The organism is Flavobacterium sp. HJ-32-4 (genome assembly GCF_022532105.1).
In the GTDB taxonomy this organism is placed as follows: Bacteria; Bacteroidota; Bacteroidia; order Flavobacteriales; family Flavobacteriaceae; genus Flavobacterium.
The window spans coordinates 68,126-84,849 of sequence record NZ_CP092832.1 but is presented as its reverse complement, the minus strand read 5'-3'; the positions used below and the strand labels follow the sequence as shown (position 1 = coordinate 84,849).

At 50.6% G+C, this 16,724-nt stretch carries 18 protein-coding genes; 16 read left to right on the top strand and 2 right to left on the bottom strand.

The features are described 5' to 3' along the window. The first annotated feature begins 3 nt into the window (after positions 1-3). The 16 genes from MKO97_RS00195 (at position 4) to MKO97_RS00120 (ending at position 15,569) form a co-directional block, all read left to right on the top strand. Positions 4-1,143, top strand: coding sequence for a glycosyltransferase family 4 protein (locus MKO97_RS00195; protein WP_241104062.1), 1,140 nt, complete (start codon positions 4-6; stop codon positions 1,141-1,143). Continuing rightward, on the top strand, positions 1,143-1,763 hold the full coding sequence (locus MKO97_RS00190) for a sugar transferase (RefSeq protein ID WP_241104061.1): 621 nt from the start codon (positions 1,143-1,145) through the stop codon (positions 1,761-1,763). Before MKO97_RS00195 ends, MKO97_RS00190 begins: the two co-directional genes overlap by 1 nt. A 48-nt stretch (positions 1,764-1,811) precedes the next feature. Further along, the gene (locus MKO97_RS00185; RefSeq protein ID WP_241104060.1) at positions 1,812-2,039 is read left to right on the top strand and encodes an acyl carrier protein; all 228 of its coding nucleotides are present in this window, start codon (positions 1,812-1,814) and stop codon (positions 2,037-2,039) included. Between the two features lie 9 nt (positions 2,040-2,048). Continuing rightward, positions 2,049-2,792 carry an SDR family NAD(P)-dependent oxidoreductase gene (locus MKO97_RS00180; protein WP_241104059.1) on the top strand — a complete coding sequence of 248 codons (744 nt, stop codon included), beginning with the start codon at positions 2,049-2,051 and terminating at the stop codon, positions 2,790-2,792. 4 nt (positions 2,793-2,796) lie between these two features. After that, a complete protein-coding gene (locus MKO97_RS00175) occupies positions 2,797-3,429 on the top strand; it encodes a NeuD/PglB/VioB family sugar acetyltransferase (RefSeq protein WP_241104058.1) in 633 nt (210 codons plus the stop codon). Between the two features lie 17 nt (positions 3,430-3,446). Beyond that, the gene (locus tag MKO97_RS00170) at positions 3,447-4,427 is read left to right on the top strand and encodes a hypothetical protein (RefSeq protein WP_241104057.1); all 981 of its coding nucleotides are present in this window, start codon (positions 3,447-3,449) and stop codon (positions 4,425-4,427) included. Between the two features lie 11 nt (positions 4,428-4,438). Next, positions 4,439-5,521: a 3-oxoacyl-ACP synthase III family protein gene (locus tag MKO97_RS00165; RefSeq protein WP_241104056.1), complete on the top strand. Its 1,083-nt coding sequence runs from the start codon at positions 4,439-4,441 to the stop codon at positions 5,519-5,521. A 46-nt stretch (positions 5,522-5,567) separates the two neighbouring features. Beyond that, a complete protein-coding gene (locus MKO97_RS00160; protein WP_241104055.1) occupies positions 5,568-5,807 on the top strand; it encodes an acyl carrier protein in 240 nt (79 codons plus the stop codon). Next, positions 5,807-6,538, top strand: a complete 732-nt coding sequence (locus MKO97_RS00155) for an SDR family NAD(P)-dependent oxidoreductase (RefSeq protein WP_241104054.1) — start codon at positions 5,807-5,809, stop codon at positions 6,536-6,538. The genes MKO97_RS00160 and MKO97_RS00155 overlap by 1 nt, the downstream gene beginning before the upstream one ends. Further along, entirely contained in the window at positions 6,538-7,923 is a 1,386-nt protein-coding gene (locus MKO97_RS00150) for an AMP-binding protein (protein ID WP_241104053.1), read from the top strand. The genes MKO97_RS00155 and MKO97_RS00150 overlap by 1 nt, the downstream gene beginning before the upstream one ends. A gap of 1 nt (position 7,924) precedes the next feature. Further along, positions 7,925-8,545 carry an MBL fold metallo-hydrolase gene (locus tag MKO97_RS00145; protein WP_241104052.1) on the top strand — a complete coding sequence of 207 codons (621 nt, stop codon included), beginning with the start codon at positions 7,925-7,927 and terminating at the stop codon, positions 8,543-8,545. After that, complete coding sequence (locus tag MKO97_RS00140) at positions 8,542-9,174, top strand: sugar transferase (RefSeq protein WP_241104051.1); 633 nt, start codon at positions 8,542-8,544, stop codon at positions 9,172-9,174. The genes MKO97_RS00145 and MKO97_RS00140 overlap by 4 nt, the downstream gene beginning before the upstream one ends. A gap of 23 nt (positions 9,175-9,197) precedes the next feature. Then, positions 9,198-10,349 carry a DegT/DnrJ/EryC1/StrS aminotransferase family protein gene (locus tag MKO97_RS00135; RefSeq protein ID WP_241104050.1) on the top strand — a complete coding sequence of 384 codons (1,152 nt, stop codon included), beginning with the start codon at positions 9,198-9,200 and terminating at the stop codon, positions 10,347-10,349. A gap of 82 nt (positions 10,350-10,431) precedes the next feature. Beyond that, positions 10,432-12,357, top strand: a complete 1,926-nt coding sequence (locus tag MKO97_RS00130; protein ID WP_241104049.1) for a nucleoside-diphosphate sugar epimerase/dehydratase — start codon at positions 10,432-10,434, stop codon at positions 12,355-12,357. Positions 12,358-12,390: 33 nt separating this feature from the next. After that, positions 12,391-13,158: a polysaccharide biosynthesis/export family protein gene (locus tag MKO97_RS00125; protein WP_241104048.1), complete on the top strand. Its 768-nt coding sequence runs from the start codon at positions 12,391-12,393 to the stop codon at positions 13,156-13,158. Then, the gene (locus MKO97_RS00120) at positions 13,158-15,569 is read left to right on the top strand and encodes a tyrosine-protein kinase (RefSeq protein WP_241104047.1); all 2,412 of its coding nucleotides are present in this window, start codon (positions 13,158-13,160) and stop codon (positions 15,567-15,569) included. The genes MKO97_RS00125 and MKO97_RS00120 overlap by 1 nt, the downstream gene beginning before the upstream one ends. On the opposite strand, the gene MKO97_RS00115 is transcribed toward MKO97_RS00120, so the two are convergent. Both MKO97_RS00115 and MKO97_RS00110 read right to left on the bottom strand, forming a co-directional pair. Then, a complete protein-coding gene (locus MKO97_RS00115; RefSeq protein ID WP_241104046.1) occupies positions 15,566-16,306 on the bottom strand; it encodes a tyrosine-protein phosphatase in 741 nt (246 codons plus the stop codon). The two genes, MKO97_RS00120 and MKO97_RS00115, sit on opposite strands and share 4 nt — an antisense overlap. A gap of 53 nt (positions 16,307-16,359) precedes the next feature. Further along, positions 16,360-16,575, bottom strand: a complete 216-nt coding sequence (locus MKO97_RS00110; protein WP_241104045.1) for a hypothetical protein — start codon at positions 16,573-16,575, stop codon at positions 16,360-16,362. Positions 16,576-16,724 lie beyond the last annotated feature (149 nt).

Genomic DNA, 16,724 nt, shown 5'->3' with positions numbered 1-16,724 from the left:
AAAATGAAAAAGAGAAAACTAATCGTAGGCATCTCGTTCGAGGGATCGGTGATATTACTACCCGGCCAGATGCGGCATTTTACCGACCTTGGCTACGAAACCTATTTGCTGGCGCCGGTTAGCGATCGCTGCCGCGAGTTTTGCGAGCGGGAAGGTTGTACGCTCCTTCCCATCGTGATTGAGCGGGAGATTTCACTTTTTCGCGATATAAAGACCCTTATTGCCATTATTCGGATCTTCCGCCGCGTGAAACCGGACATCATCAACCTCGGAACGCCCAAAGTATCGTTGTTGGGGATGATGGCAGGCTACCTGCTGGGCATCCGCAACCGGATATACACCTGTCGCGGCTACCGTTTCGAGCACGAACACGGCATGAAACGCCGCATTTTGGTCGGGATGGAAAAGTTGACATCAAAGCTGGCGCATGAGATCATCTGTATAAGTCCATCGGTGCGCGAATTCGGCCTTAAGAACCGCTTATTCAGTCCCGAAAAGGCACATGTGATCAACAAAGGAAGCAGCAACGGATTCGACCTCCGACGGTTCCATCCGGATGCGGTTGATCCTGAAGCCAAAAAGAAACTGGCCGAAACACTCGGATTCACTGGCAAGTTCGTTTATGGCTTTGTCGGGCGTATCGTCGACAGGAAAGGGATTCGTGAACTTTTCGAGGCGTTCAGTGCCTTATCCGCGAAATATCCCGACCTTGAGTTATTGATTGTGGGTGGAGTGGAAGAGGTGCAGATTGCCGACAAAACCATGCTGAAACGCATGCAGGACACCCCAAACATCCACTTTGTCGGACCCCAGAAAGACGTGCCGCTGTATATCAGCCTCTGCGATGTATTCGTGCTTCCGGCCTGGTGGGAAGGCTTCGGCAATGTGTTGGTGCAGGCGGCGGCTGTGGGCGTTCCGGTTATCAGTACGACGGGTACGGGTAGCCGCGATGCGGTTTCCCACGACTTCAACGGCCTGTTGGTCGAACCCAAAGATGAGGTTGGATTGGCAGCAGCGATGGAGAGATTGTATGCTGATCGTGACCTGCGCCTGCAAATGGGTCGGAATGGACTTGAATGGGCCCGCAATTTCGACAACGCAATTATTTGGAATGGAATGGATGAACTTTATAAAAAACGCTGATGTATAGGGATTTTATCAAGCCGGTTTGGGAATTCTTGTTGGCATTGGTCATTGCCCTTATCCTTTCCCCCGTCATTTTATTACTTACGCTGCTGCTGGCCATCAGCAACAGGGGGAAGCCGTTCTTTTTGCAGGATCGCCCCGGGAAAGACGGAAAGCTGTTCAAGTTGATTAAATTCAAAACGATGCGGGATGCGTTTCATCCGGATGGAACACCACTGCCCGATAAAGAACGGATTACAAAAGTGGGCGCGTTCGTCCGGGGCTTTTCGTTGGATGAATTTCCGCAGCTATTCAATGTTTTGAAAGGAGATATGGCGATCATCGGTCCGCGTCCGCTATTGGTAAGTTACCTCCCGTTGTACTCCCCTGAACAGGCCCGTCGGCATGAAGTAAAACCCGGCATTACGGGATGGGCCCAGATAAAGGGACGTAACTCGTTGTCTTGGGACGAAAAGTTCCGTTATGACGTCTGGTACGTCGACAACATATCGTTTGCCACCGATATGAAAATCTTCTGGATGAGTTTCGCCAAGGTCGTGCAACGGGATGGGATCGACAATTCGGCGACCCACACCATGCAGCGATTCACCGGCAACGCGCCAGACCCTAAATCGTGACGAATTGTGCGCGATAATTGCTACCTTAGCATAAATTAATAACATAACATGGAACAACAATTTCTCACTGCTTTTGGCGACATCCTCGAACTTCAGCCTGACGAAATCAACCTTGATGACACGTTTCGCGATTACGACACATGGGACTCCCTTGCCAGTCTTTCGGTGATCGCGATGCTTGATGAAGAGTTCGGCGTGCATATCGAATCGGGTGACTTCACCGCCATCCAGACGGTCGGCCAGTTAATGGAGGAAGTGAAGAAACGAATGGCCTAGTCATTTGTGATGACAGCAGCACCTTTTCGTCTCGATACCAAAAACATTCTCGTTACCGGCGCGTCTTCCGGAATTGGGAAAGCCATCGCCACAGTCGCCGCTGCCCAGGGCGCTTCTGTATGCCTGACCGCGCGCGATACCGCCAAACTGGAGGCAGCGAAAGCGACACTCAATGGTGACGGGCACCGGATTTTTTCGGCGGATCTCGGAAATGTAGCCGATTTGGAGGCCCTGACCGATCAGCTGCCCGAACTGAATGGCGTCGTGCTGAACGCGGGCATGGTCAAAACAGTGCCCGTTCGGTTTATGACCCAGGAAGATATCCAGTATATGTTCGCTGTGAACATACAGGGGTCGATGCAGTTGGTACAAAAGCTATTGAAGAAAAAGAAGATCGCATCGGGTGGAAGCATATGCTTCATATCGTCGATTGCGACCCAAAAGATAACGTTGGGAAATGCCATGTACAGCGCCACGAAAGGCGCCGTGAATTCCTTCGCCAAAGCCTTGGCATTGGAGATGGCACCCAAAGGCATCCGTTCGAATGTCATCATGCCGGGGTTTGTGGAAACCAACATCCTGGAAGAAAGCAGTATTTCGGCTGAACAATTGGCCATCCATCAAAAAAAGTATCCCATCGGGCGTTTTGGTCGACCAGAGGATGTGGCACACCTTGCCCTCTACCTGCTCGCCGATGAGTCTTCCTGGATGACGGGAAGCCTGCTGCCAATCGATGGTGGATACTCACTATAGTCACATGAAAAAACTGGTTATAATAGGGGCCGGCGGATTTGCGAGGGAGATGTACGACCTGGCAAATGTCTGTTTCGGTCACGACCCATCCTTCTCTGTCCGGGGATTCTTGAGCGACGGTCCGTCTAATATCGAAGAACTCGGGTATCCGCCTGTCTTGTCGACCGTAGCGGCCTACGAACCGCAACCGGAAGACGTGTTTTTCTGTGCCATCGGGAAGGTTTCCGACCGCCAGAAAACGGTGACAATCATCCAGGAAAAAGGGGGCGTTTTTATCAACCTGATTCATCCTACCGCTGTCATTTCACCCAGTGTGAAACTGGGGGTCGGAGTCGGCATCAAAGCCTTCTGTGTGTTGGCGAGTGATGTCAGCATCGGCGATTTTTCTTTCCTGCAAAGTTCCGTCATCATGGGGCACGACGTGTCGATCGGCCGTTTCTGCCAGGTCAATTCGTTCGCCTTTTTTGCCGGTTATGCGCAAGTGCACGACCGTTCCTCTGTCAATGCCGGTGCCAAGCTGATCCAGAATGTGGTCGTAGAAGAGGACGCCGTTGTGGGGGTGGGCAGTGTGGTGTTGCGTAAAGTCAAACGCGGAACGACCGTATTTGGTGTCCCCGCCAAGCAAATAAACTTGTAATCCCCAAAATCTAGCTCATGGCAACCTTCTCTTTTTCCGGTGTCCGACTTGACGGAATGGTACTGGCGGTACCCAAAGCATCCGACGGCGCCCGGATTTCATCGCCCCAACAGACGGCGTCGGATCTGGGATACGAGGCTGCGGTAAAGTTGCTGTCGGAAAAAGGAGTAGCGCCTTCTGAAATAGGGGCAGTACTGTTTCTGACACGCACACCCGATTACCGGAGTCCGGCCACGTCCATCGTGCTGCAGGGACGACTCGGGATACCGGTTGATTGCCTTGCGTTCGACATCAACCTGGGCGGTGCGGGTTTTGTATATGGGCTGCAGGTAGGATGTTCCCTACTCGAAAGTCTTACAACCTCCTACGCTCTTGTTTTTGTAGCCGATACCGTAAACCGGCAATTGGCACCTGACCAGAAGGGGCAAGGGCACAATGATGCCGCAACCGCCATCCTGCTCCGTAAAGTACCGGGCAGCCGTCCGATTGTCGTCCAGACATTTGCCGACAGCCAGGGTTTTACCAGTTGGATGATTCCGGAAGGTGGTTTTCGTAAAGACGATCCCACAGCAACCGACAACCTTCCGCTTCGGAAGTCGGCGGGACAGTTCATAAAAGAAGATAAACAGGCTTATAACACGATTTTACATAATCGCCTACCCGACACCCTTGCCCAGTTCCTGGACGCACGGGGATTGTCGCAGGCAGATTTCACACACTTCGCGGCTTCGACCCTGCCAGACGGGCTGAAAGCGAAAATTAAGGACGCAGCGGGCATTTTAGAAGAAAAGTGGGCCGAGGTGCCAGAAGCAACGGGAAGTACCGCTACGTGGGCCCTGGTGCAATCAGGTGAGGGGCGTGCGTTGGTAGTGGTGCACGGGGAAGGTATCTCGTGGGCTTTTGCCGACCTGACGCTTGAAGCGGATGCCTACCTCGACTGGCTGGAAACCGATGCGTATTTCGATAACGGCTTTGTCACACATGAAATGCCAAGCTAAAAAAAGAGACTATGGTACTGGGAAATTTTAAGGATATCCGGGTTGCAGGCGTATCGGTAGCGGTGCCCAGCAAGCGGTATGGCGTCGAGAATTATCACGATGCATTCGGCGCAGACGTAGTCGCGAAGTTTACGGAAATGACGGGTGTGTCGAGCGTATGCCGGGCCGTTCCCGAACAGACAGCGTCTGATTTAGGATATGAAGCCGCGCACAACCTCTTCTCAAAGTCCGACATCGACCCATCCGAAATCGGCATGTTGGTTTTTGTCAGCCAAAAACCCGATTATCGTTCGCCTTCTACGGCTTTCCTGTTGCACAAACGATTGGGACTTCCGGCCTCCTGTTCCTGTTTTGATATCAACCTGGCTTGCTCTGGCTTCGTTTACGGCCTCCAGACGACATTATCGATGCTGCAGGCGTCGGACGCGAAAAAAGCCCTCCTGATCACTGCAGACACGTCTATCAAGACCCTAGCACCTGAAGACCGCACCATGGTAATGCTGTTCGGCGACAGTGGTTCGGCGGTCGTGCTCGAAAAACAGGTGGGGGCACCACCGATTTCGATCGGGATGCGCAGCGATGGTTCGCGCTTCAAAAGCATCATCACTCCGTCCGGCGCCTACCGAAATGTCGAGTCACCAACCGAGCGGGTCGAGTGGACCGACGGTATCAAACGATCCGATTTCGATACCCACATGAAGGGTATGGAGGTATTTGGCTTTTCCATAAAAGACGTACCACAGTTGCTGCAGGACTTCCTCAATGAAACCCAGACGCAACCAGATACCTACGATTATTTCACGCTGCACCAGGCCAATATGTACATCCTGAAACAGATATCGCGTAAGGTGAAGCTCCCATTCGAGAAAATACCGGTTTCCCTTGACCGGTTTGGCAACAACTCGAGTAACTCCGTTCCATTGGTGCTGGCCGATCATTTCGGAACCGAATCCGGGCGGTCGATACGTACGCTGATGGCCGGTTTTGGGGCGGGTTTGTCATGGGCCTGCGCCGACGTGACCATTGATACCGACGTCATATTGCCGCTTCATATTACCGATGCGTTTGCAACCGAAGCGCAGTTATTGGCGTGATGTTCGATCCAAAAGACGTATTTTTGTAGCCGTTATATCCACAATTATGAGCAATTTAGAAAAGTACGTAGGCGCATTTGTTACTGTTTTTAACGTAGACCCTGCCCAGGTGGGGCCTGAATTTACCTCGTCATCCGTTGATACCTGGGATTCCATCACGCAATTGAGCCTGGTGACGGAAATGGAGGATACGTTCGATATAATGTTGGACACCGAAGACATCCTTAACTTCAAATCATTTGAAGAAGGGAAGACGATTGTCGCCAAATACGGCGTTGCCATCTGATGGGATTGCTGGATAATAAGGTATGCCTCGTAACCGGTGCCAATAAAGGAATCGGTCGTGCTATCGCCGGTCGCTTTGCAGCGGAAGGAGCGATTGTATACGCCAATGCCCGAGCCGAAGGTTCGCTGGATGAACTGGTTTCGAACCATCCCAACCTACACCCACTGTATTTCGACGTAACCGATGCCCAGGGGGCCAAAGAAGCCGTCATGAAGATCAAGTCGGAGCAACAACGCCTCGATGTATTGGTCAACAACGCTGGCATGGTCACCTATGAAATGCTCGGCATGGTCAACATGGATACGTTCCGGCAAATGTTTGAAGTAAACGTGGTGGGTACCATCCAGTTGATGCAATTGGCCACACGTCTGATGACACGCCAACAGTCCGGTTCCATCATCAACATGGCGAGTATCGTAGGGGATAAGGGCGCAAAAGGGCAATTGTCATATGCCGCTACAAAAGGAGCGGTGATTGCCGCTACCAAGTCGGCTGCCAAGGAATTCGCGGCCCAAAATATACGGGTCAATGCGGTAGCGCCAGGTATGGTAGGCACCGAACGGTTCACCGAAGTATTCGAAAAGAATTTCAGCGACAGGATACAGCAGGTAGGCATGGGGCGCCTGGCGACCCCGGAGGAAATCGCGAACACCTGCGTTTTTCTGGCGTCTGACCTTTCAAGTTATGTAACGGGAGAAATAATAGGCGTAAACGGCAGCACAGTTATCTGATGGCACTTTTCCGACTCGACACACATCCGGGTAATCACGTAGCGGCTATTGATGCCCACGGCGCGACGTGCACCTATGACAAACTGCGGCGGTTTTCGGTCGATTTCGAAAACGCGATCGAACCCCGTGCGCTGCTTTTCATCCTATCCAAAAATACAGTAGGCGCTTTCTCAGGTTTTGTAGCATCGGCGCTATCGGGTGCTGTGCCGGTTTTACTGGCAGCCGATACCGATCCGGAACTGCTGGAACGACTCTATGACGAGTATCAGCCCGCTTACATCTGGGCCGAAGAGACGCCGGGAGAAAATCCCCTTCCTTCGGTTCTTTCCTATCAGGGTTTCCACCTTTTCAAAACGCCTTTTGGCCCTACGCCGCTGCACCAAAACCTGGCGCTTTTGTTGCCGACCTCCGGTTCAACCGGCAGTCCGAAGCTTGTGCGTCACAGCTACGATAACCTGGAAGCCAGTGCGCGCAATGTAGCGGCTTTCTTCGGGCTCAAACCATCTGACCGGGCCATTGCGGCCTTGCCGATGCATTACACCATGGGCTTGTCGGTCATCACCAGCCATTTACACGCCGGCGCTACCGTATTGCTGACCGACCAAAGCCTTACCGACGGCGGTTTCTGGCAGTTCATTAAAACCCATCGCGCCACCAGTTTTACGGGAGTTCCCTACAGTTTTGAGATCCTTTCGAAACTGCGCTTCTTCCGTATGGATTTACCCGATCTGGAGTTGTTGGCACAGGGTGGGGGCAAACTCAATGAAACGTTGTTCCAGGACTATGCCGCTTTTGCCGTCCAGCATAATAAGCGTTTTATCGCGACCTATGGACAGACCGAAGGAACAGCGCGTATGGCCTTCCTGCCACCCGAACTGGCGACCGTAAAAACCGGCAGTATCGGACGGGCTATTCCGGAAGGTACGCTGCGGCTTCTGGACGAGCAGGGAAATGAAATCGAGACGCCGGATACGCCAGGCGAAATGGTGTATGAAGGGCCCAATGTGACCATGGGTTATGCCTATAACCGTTCCGATCTTACATTGGGAGATGAACGGAAAGGCGTCCTTCCGACCGGAGACATCGCCCGTCGCGATGCAGACGGATGTTATTACATTACAGGCCGGTTGAGCCGCTTCCTCAAATTATACGGCACGCGTGTCAGTCTGGATGAAACCGAGCAACTGGTACGGGGCGCGTTCGATACCGATTGTATGTGCACCGGTAATGACCAGCAAATGCGCATCCATGTAACCAATCCCGATATCCAGAAAGAAGTGCTTGATTTCATGGTGACCAAAACCGGACTTTTCCACCGCGCGTTCGAAGTCGTGGTGGTCGACGAAATCAAACGAAACCAGGCCGGTAAAACCTTATATCAGTAAATTGGGGACACCACATCAAATCGTCAGTCCACACCGGAACGCCAACAGTTTTGTGGTTCCTCTGGAAAAGGACCAGGCGCTGATTGTAGATGTGGGTAATTTTAATCCGCAATTACTCGAGCAGTGGCTTACTTCGCAACAACGGCGTCTGGTGGCCGCGATAATTACGCACGAACATTCGGATCATTGCATGGGCCTTGCGGCTGTGTTGGAGCGATACGGGCCGACTGTCTACTGCAGCAGCAAATGCGCACAGAATATGGCAGACAGCCGGCAGAACTTTTCACATTATATGGAGGAGGTCGAAACCTTCACGGTTGAGGTCGACCATGTAGACATACACGACGGCGCACAGATGGAGATTGGCGGGCGTGAGTTTGTTTTTACCACGACACCCGGTCACAGTCCCGGGGGGATTTGCTTCCACTCTAACACCCTTTTCTTCTCAGGCGATACGTTGCTGGAAGGGAAACGCACGCCGCTCTCCTTTCCCCATAGTAGTAAAACGGATTATGTCCGGTCGCTCGCAAAATTGGAGGGCGTATTGAAGCCCGGAATGACCATTTTTCCCGGACACGGCAGTCCTTTTCCGTTCACTGATTTTTCACACTGGGTCTTATGATCGTACGCGGCATTATACGGCTATTGGACATCGGCTTCTCGCTGACCGCGTTGGTATTGTTAGCGCCCTTTTTTCTCGTTGCCATTCCGGTCCTTTTTCTGCTTCATGGATCCCCGGTTTTTTTCTCGCAAGTGCGTTCCGGTCGGGGTTTCCGTCCGTTTCGGATTTACAAATTCCGGACGATGAAGCCGAATTCGGAAGATGCCAGTGGTTTGACCCGTGGACTTCACGATGAACGTATCACGCGACCCGGTTATTTCCTGCGGAAGTACAAACTCGATGAACTGCCCCAGTTCGTGAACATCCTCGTAGGCGATATGTCGCTGGTGGGCTCAAGGCCGCAAGTCCCCTATTACGCCGAACGTTTCCGTATCTATTACGAGGATATCCTGAAAGAAAAACCCGGGCTTTTGAGTCCCGCCGCCATACAATTTGGCAATGAAGAGGAAATACTCGACCAACAAGCGAATCCCACGGCTTTTTATGAAGACTACCTGGTGCCTGTAAAATGCCAGATGGATATCGAACTGGTGCAGGCGTTTTCTGTAGGGCGCTATATTTCGGTATTGTTTCAGTATACCGGGCATTTATTTGGCTGGAATAGGCAAAAATCCGATTCGATTTCTTAATTTGACCATCTCAAACTGCGAACATGAGCAATTCTAAGATTTGGCTGTCATCTCCCCACATGGGTGGAAGTGAGCAGCGTTTTGTGAACGAGGCTTTTGCCTCCAATTGGGTCGCTCCACTGGGCCCGAACGTATCGGGTTTTGAGCAAGACCTTAAACAGTATCTTTCAGCCGATATTGAGGTAGCGGCACTGAGTTCGGGCACGGCGGCACTGCATCTTGCCCTGGTGATGTTGGGCGTGGGTGCCGGCGATGAGGTCATCTGCCAAAGCTTCACGTTTTCGGCTTCGGCGAACCCCATTGCGTACTTAGGCGCTACGCCCGTCTTTGTAGACAGTGAAGAAGATACCTGGAACATGGATCCGGAGCTGCTCAGGGAAGCGATTATGGACCGGATGGCCAAAGGCAAGAAACCGAAAGCCATTATTCCGGTGCACCTTTATGGAATGCCATGCAAGATGGATGAAATCATGGCGGTCGCGAATGAGTATGACATTCCCGTAGTGGAGGATGCCGCAGAAGCACTTGGCAGTCGTTATAAAGACCGCGCATGTGGCACGTTCGGGCATTTCGCTGCGCTTTCCTTCAATGGCAATAAAATCATTACCACATCGGGTGGTGGCGCGCTCGTGACGCGCTCGATGGCAGATAAAAATAAAGTTGTATTTCTCTCTACGCAGGCACGTGATGACGCACCGCATTACCAACACAGTGAAATCGGGTATAATTACCGGATGAGTAATATCTGTGCGGGCATCGGTCGCGGACAGATGGAAGTGGTCGACGACCGTGTGCAGGCCCGTAGAGGGATGAATGCTTTCTATCGTTCACTCTTCGAAGACCAGGCGGGTATCTCGATGCAAACGGAGCCCGACGGTGATTTCTTTTCCAATTTCTGGCTTACGTCCATCCTGGTGGACCCTTCGAAAACAGGTGGGTTGGATCGCGAGAGCATCCGGTTGTCGCTGGCCGACCTCGACATTGAAACAAGGCCGCTCTGGAAGCCGATGCACCTGCAGCCCGTCTTTGCATCCTGCCCGGCGTACGGAGGAAGCGTAAGCGAATCCCTCTTCGAAAACGGATTGTGCCTGCCTTCGGGTTCGAATTTGGGGGAATTCGAGAAGGAACGCATTGTAGCGGCTTTAGCAGCTCTGGGCCTACAGTTGTCACATTAAATAGAGAATAAACGGATTTTTACGTTATTTTTGTGAAATAGCAACTTAACCGTGCCAGAATAGTAAGGCAAAAAAAACACATATGTTTCGCTTATTGAAACGATTTAGGGCGACCGAAATCCCCAAAAACCTGAGTTATTTGCCGCGATGGATTATCCTCGCGATCGATATGTCTATCACGATATTTTCGGCGATTGTTACGTCGAAGATGCTCGGCGAAATGGGCCTGATCGCATATCACGGCCCGCTTCGGCATGTGGTCGCGTTTCTTTTCGTGTTTTCCACCCTTGCTTTTTTCTGGTTGTTCCGGACGTATTCGGGGATCATCCGACACTCCTCCTACATTGACGCCGTCAAGATTTTCGTGGCGTTGTTCCTAAACACGTTTACGCTTATCATCATCAACGAGATTTTCTATTGGTTGGAAGGGCATAAGCTGTTCATGAATGCCGCCCTGTTCATCAATTTCATCTTTACCTTCTGCGCCTTATTCGTCTACCGTATTGTCGTCAAGCAGACCTTCGAAATCTACTTTTCGGAAGTTCGTGCCGATGAACTGATACGTGCATTGATCTATGGTTCGGATGCCAACGCGATTGCCGTTGCCAATGCCCTCAAATCGGAGAAGCCGGTGCGCTTCCGCATTGTGGGTTTTGCCGATCGACACGGACAGAACGCCTACAAACGCGTATTGAACCTCCCGATTCTCAATGTCAGCAAGCGCATTCCGGTGATCATGCGGTCGATTGAGGCCGAAGCGCTCATCATTGCCGATAAGAGTATTACGAAGGAAGAGCAGCTGGCTATCGTAGACGAATGTCTCGAATACAACTACAAGGTCTATACCGTGCCGTTGATTTCCGACTGGGCCGATAGTAAAGAAATTTCCAAGAAGGTCAAGAATTTCCAAATACAGGATTTGCTGGAACGGACGCCAATCGTGTTGGATAATAAACTTATATCGCATCACCTGAACGGTAAGACTGTGCTTATTTCGGGCGCCGCGGGTTCCATCGGAAGTGAAATCGTGCGCCAGGTACTGAGTTTTGAACCCCGTAAGGTGGTGCTGCTCGACCAGGCCGAGACGCCTTTGCACAACTTATTATTAGAGATACGCAAGAACGATTGGCAGTGCGATATTATCCCGGCGATTGCGGATATCCGCGACAGGGCGACGTTGACGACACTCTTTGAATTGCACCAACCCGATGTGGTGTTCCACGCGGCGGCCTACAAGCACGTTCCGCTTATGGAAGACAATCCGGCGCAGGCCGTGTTGGTAAATGTGATGGGGACGAAGAATATCGCGGACATGGCCTATCGGTTCCGTGCGGAAAGCTTCGTGATGGTGTCCACCGATAAGGCCGTCAACCCAAGTAATGTAATGGGCGCGAGCAAACGCATCGCCGAGAAGTATGTGCAGGCACTCCACCACACACCTGATGCCGGAGACGGACGCGCAACGCGTTTCATCACTACCCGATTCGGAAACGTATTAGGGTCGAATGGCTCGGTCGTGCCGTTGTTTACCGAGCAGATCGCGAAGGGTGGCCCTCTTACGATTACACACCCTGAGATCATCCGTTATTTCATGACCATCCAGGAGGCGTGCCAATTGGTTTTGGAAGCAGGTGCCATGGGGAATGGTGGCGAGATCTTCATATTTGACATGGGTAAGCCAGTTAAGATTATTGATCTCGCACACAAAATGATCCGCTTGGCCGGATATGTTCCGGGTAAAGAGATCAAGATTGAGATCGTTGGCTTGCGACCGGGAGAGAAAATGTTTGAGGAATTGTTGAATGACAAAGCGCTCACCATGCCGACCCACCATGAGAAAATCATGATCGCGAAAGAAGAGAAGGAATCGACGGGGTCGGTAGTTACCGCGATAGAGGAGTTGGTAGAAACGGCACCTTCCTTGTCAAGTACCGAGATTGTGTCAAGGATGAAGGCCCTCGTGCCCGAATATCGAAGCATGAACTCTTATTTCGAAATGCTGGATTAAATAGTATCTTTGGGCAGTAAATTAAAAAGTAGGATGATCAAACGATTAATACTGGGTGTCACGGCCCTTCTCTTGTGTGTGTCTTGTGCCCCAAAAGAGAAAATCGTGTATTACAATGCGGGCGCCCAGGAGTCGAATTCGTCGTATGAGTCCCGAATCAAATCGGATGACTTATTGATGATTACGGTACTTTCACCCGACAACGACGCGGCCACACTTCCTTTCAACCTTCAGGCATCCTACGCCCTCTCCACCGGCTCTGGTCAGAATGTCAACCCACAGTTACTTGAATACCAATCGTATCTCGTTGACAAAAAAGGGGAGATCGAGTTTCCGATTATCGGCACCTTGAAACTCGGAGGCCTTACGAAAGCGGAAGCCGTCGACAAGCTGAAGCAGGAAGTAAAACGCTATGTCAACAATCCCATCATCAACCTTCGTATACTGAATTACCGCATTTCGGTAACGGGCGAAGTATTGCGTCCGGGCACCTTTACCGTGAATTCAGAACGTATATCACTTCCGGAAGCTTTAGCGCTGGCCGGGGATATGACCATCTATGGGGATCGAAAAAATATTAAGATCATTCGCGATATCGAAGGAGTGAAGACCATCCACAAGGTGGATATCACCAACACCTCGTTCATGAATTCCGATCTATACTACCTTTCACAGAATGATGTCATTTATGTGGAACCGAATAAGACAAAGGTCAACTCTTCAGCGGTTGGTCCTAACATTACCGTTGGTTTGACGGCGCTGTCACTTTTGATTACCGTCGCAGCCCTAATATTGAGATAATGGAAGAACGTATCAAAACAGGGGCGCATTTCGAGATTAACCTTCGGGATATCTTTTTTAAGCAGTTGGCATACTGGACGTGGTATGTCGTGTCAATCGCCTTTTTTCTCACCTGCTCGTTTCTCTACCTTCGCTATTCGACGCCGCGCTACAGTGCCTCGGCGACCGTATTGATAAAAGACGACAAAAAAGGGGGGCTGCCGTCTGAAGCGAACATGTTCAGCGATTTGGGCCTGACGGTCAAAAGTAACGTTGACAATGAGATCGAAGTCGTTCGTTCCCGCCAGATCATCAAGAAATCGATCGTCGACCTCGGATTGAACATCCAATATGTACAGGAAGGACGTCTTAAGGCCTCACAAGGCTATAAGGATTTCCCGGTACAGGTTACGTTTTCCGATGTGTCGGATGCTTTTTACAAACGCGACACTGCTTTTACCATCGTGCCACTTTCCGAGCGGCAATTCCGTTTGTACGACAGCAACGGGACCGAGCGCGGGACGCATTTCTTCGGGAATGTGATTGGCTACGCGTATGGGAAGATGGTGGTCACGAACTCGTTTGGCGTACGCGAAAAAATGAGTTCAAAACCGTTTCTTATCCAAATCAAGAATTTGGAAAACCTGACGACTTCCTATCGTAATCGTCTCCAAGTGGACAAAGCGGACAAAATGACGAGTAGCGTCATTACGCTTTCGATTGTGGATGAGATTAAACAACGCGGTGTTGATTTCCTTGATAAGGTAATCGAGAACTATAATAAGGATGCAATCGACGACAACAACAAAGTCGCACAAAAGACAGCCGCCTTCCTGAAGCAACGGATCGACTCGATTACCCTTGAATTGGATAGTGTCGAGATTAGGGCCGAACGGTATAAGCGAAGTGAAAAGCTAACAGACATCGTATCGGAAGCCTCGCTTTTCCTCACTACATCCGGATCTTATCAAACCGAATCGGTTAAGACCCAAACGGAAGCAGAAGTCGTAAATTACCTTATCGACCACGTAACGAAGATTGGCATCGACGAAGTGATTCCAATCAATGTGATTCCGGAAGATAACGATGCTTCCACGTTGATCAGTCAATACAACAATCTCGTGTTGGAGCGCAACCGATTGGCAATGAAAAATCCTGCGGCGAGCCCGGTGGTACAGAATCTGGACAGGCAGCTTACCGGACTTAAAACCGGCGTGTTGGAAAGTCTCCGGAACTTAAAGTCTACGCTGGCCATCAAAGCCAACGACCTGAAAAAGCAGGAGCGTTTTCTGGGCGGGAAAATCAATGAAGTGCCGCGTCAGGCGCGTGAATACCGCGTTATCGAACGGCAACAACAGGTGAAGGAACAACTCTACCTGTATCTTCTCCAGAAGCGTGAGGAAAACGCCATTTCCCTAGCCGTGGCCGCCCCGAACTCGAAAATCATTGACTCAGCCTATGTCAACCCTATACCGGTGTCGCCCGTCAATAGTCTCGTATACCTCTTTGGTATCATTGCGGGTCTTGGTGTGCCGTTTTCGATTCTCTACCTGCGCGACTTCTTTGACAACAAAGTGAAAAGCCGTCAGGATATCGAAGAGAAAATATCGGTGCCGTTTGTGGGAGATGTGCCGAAGTCAGAGACCAATCTCGAAATCATCCAGGCAAATAGCCGAAGCAGTGCCGCAGAGGCCATGCGTATATTACGTACGAACCTCGATTTCATGTTGAACGGGGTCGACACGTCTGAGGCGAAGACCATCTTCCTTACGTCTACATTCCCTAAGGAAGGAAAGACGTTCGTTTCGGTCAACCTGGCCGGTACCTTCGCATTGTCGGGAAAACGTGTGCTTTTGATTGGTTTGGACATCCGAAATCCGAAACTCGAAGAATACCTTCCAGTGCCTGAAAAGGGGATTACCAATTTCCTTTCGTCTAAGGATGGCCGATTAGAGGATTATATCGTGAAAATCGACGGTTATCCGGAATTCTACGTATTGCCTGCCGGGGTCATCCCACCAAACCCTGCAGAATTGCTTCTTAGCGATAAGGTAGCGGCTTTGTTCGAAAAGGTCAAGAAGGAATACGATTATATCGTGGTGGATACGGCTCCTGTTAGCCTTGTGACCGATACGCTGTTGGTAGCCAAGTATGCAGATTCTGTTCTGTATGTGGTGCGGGCGAACTACCTTGATAAACGCATGCTGAATATACCAGGCCAGCTCTATAAAGACAACAAGTTGCCAAACATGGGTATCGTACTGAACGACACCGAGGCCTCAAAAGGCTATGGTTACGGCTATGGTTATGGTTACGGATATGGCTACGGTTATGGTTACGGTTACGGATATGGCTACGGCTATGGCGTACAGACACCGAAGCAACCATGGTATGTAGAACTTTGGAACCGACTGTCTCGTAAGAAAGACTAACGAAACATCTCATTAGCCGTGATGGCGTTTCGGAATAGTACGGCTTCCTCTTGGGTAAGCACGCATTCCGATGCGAAGGCGTCGAGGTGTCGTTGGTGGTGAACGTCTGATCCCGTGAGGTCAATCATGCCGGCTTTAATCAACTCTTTTGCCATACGCACAACCCCTCCACCATAGTAACCGGTGACCGAGAGCAGGTTTAATTGGAAAAGACATCCGGCCCTCTTGAGCTTTTCGTAGGCAGGCATCTGTCCGTGGTAAAAGAGATACCGTTCCGGATGCGCCAGCACGGGCTTGTAGCCCGCCAGGCGCAGTTCGAAGATGATGTCGAATAACTGCATCGGCGGACTTATATATGACATTTCTACCAATACATATAGGTCTTTTAGCGTAAGCAGAGGTTCTTGCTGCATCCTTCGAAGCAGCGTCTCATCCATCATGTATTCGGATGCTACCGAAAACGGGCTTTCAATACCAGCTTCTCGCAGTCGCGAAGCCGTTTCCGCACCGCGCGTTTCTATTATCTCCTTCGTATTGTCCCATACATAGGCGATGGTGTGTGGCGTTGTAATGAATCGCTGAACGCCCAATTCCTGCATCTGTCGAACCAATGTAAGCGAATCGTCAAAGGAGGAAGCCCCGTCATCAATGCCGAAGACGAGGTGTGAGTGTATGTCTACATACCCGTTTTCGAGAAAGGTTCGAAGCGGGAAGCGTTTCTTTTTGAAAAACAACATAGGCAAAAAAAAATGCACCCACTGGTGCATTATTAATAGTCAAATCGGAACTCTTAGGCTTGCGCCTTTTTCCGGGATGTGCGAATTTGGTAATAGGCAAATGCGATTGCAACAATTCCCAAATAAATGATTTGTGTATTGACTGGTGTGGCTGGTGGGTCAGATCCCCCGGTATCGCCGTCATTTGGATCCGGAAGCTGAGCAGATACGGCAAAATTCATTGCCAGTAGTGCTACAGTCAGAAAGAATTTCGCGTAATTAAATTTCATGGCACTATAGGATTTTAAGATTTCAAACTTTTGGTAAAAGTAGCATTTTATTTCAAATTGCCAATGGATTCTTAATTTTTTTTGCAGAAAAAAGCTCGTTATGTTAAATCTATAGGGGTTAAATCATGTTTTTGATGTGATTTCCGCGC

Coding starts and splice junctions, on each gene's coding strand:
- MKO97_RS00115 (WP_241104046.1), bottom strand. CDS start 16,306: ATGTTGTTTTTCAAAAAGAAACGCTTCCCGCTTCGAACCTTTCTCGAA.
- MKO97_RS00160 (WP_241104055.1), top strand. CDS start 5,568: ATGAGCAATTTAGAAAAGTACGTAGGCGCATTTGTTACTGTTTTTAAC.
- MKO97_RS00130 (WP_241104049.1), top strand. CDS start 10,432: ATGTTTCGCTTATTGAAACGATTTAGGGCGACCGAAATCCCCAAAAAC.
- MKO97_RS00170 (WP_241104057.1), top strand. CDS start 3,447: ATGGCAACCTTCTCTTTTTCCGGTGTCCGACTTGACGGAATGGTACTG.
- MKO97_RS00150 (WP_241104053.1), top strand. CDS start 6,538: ATGGCACTTTTCCGACTCGACACACATCCGGGTAATCACGTAGCGGCT.
- MKO97_RS00190 (WP_241104061.1), top strand. CDS start 1,143: ATGTATAGGGATTTTATCAAGCCGGTTTGGGAATTCTTGTTGGCATTG.
- MKO97_RS00155 (WP_241104054.1), top strand. CDS start 5,807: ATGGGATTGCTGGATAATAAGGTATGCCTCGTAACCGGTGCCAATAAA.
- MKO97_RS00195 (WP_241104062.1), top strand. CDS start 4: ATGAAAAAGAGAAAACTAATCGTAGGCATCTCGTTCGAGGGATCGGTG.
- MKO97_RS00120 (WP_241104047.1), top strand. CDS start 13,158: ATGGAAGAACGTATCAAAACAGGGGCGCATTTCGAGATTAACCTTCGG.
- MKO97_RS00125 (WP_241104048.1), top strand. CDS start 12,391: ATGATCAAACGATTAATACTGGGTGTCACGGCCCTTCTCTTGTGTGTG.
- MKO97_RS00110 (WP_241104045.1), bottom strand. CDS start 16,575: ATGAAATTTAATTACGCGAAATTCTTTCTGACTGTAGCACTACTGGCA.
- MKO97_RS00175 (WP_241104058.1), top strand. CDS start 2,797: ATGAAAAAACTGGTTATAATAGGGGCCGGCGGATTTGCGAGGGAGATG.
- MKO97_RS00185 (WP_241104060.1), top strand. CDS start 1,812: ATGGAACAACAATTTCTCACTGCTTTTGGCGACATCCTCGAACTTCAG.
- MKO97_RS00165 (WP_241104056.1), top strand. CDS start 4,439: ATGGTACTGGGAAATTTTAAGGATATCCGGGTTGCAGGCGTATCGGTA.
- MKO97_RS00140 (WP_241104051.1), top strand. CDS start 8,542: ATGATCGTACGCGGCATTATACGGCTATTGGACATCGGCTTCTCGCTG.
- MKO97_RS00180 (WP_241104059.1), top strand. CDS start 2,049: ATGACAGCAGCACCTTTTCGTCTCGATACCAAAAACATTCTCGTTACC.
- MKO97_RS00135 (WP_241104050.1), top strand. CDS start 9,198: ATGAGCAATTCTAAGATTTGGCTGTCATCTCCCCACATGGGTGGAAGT.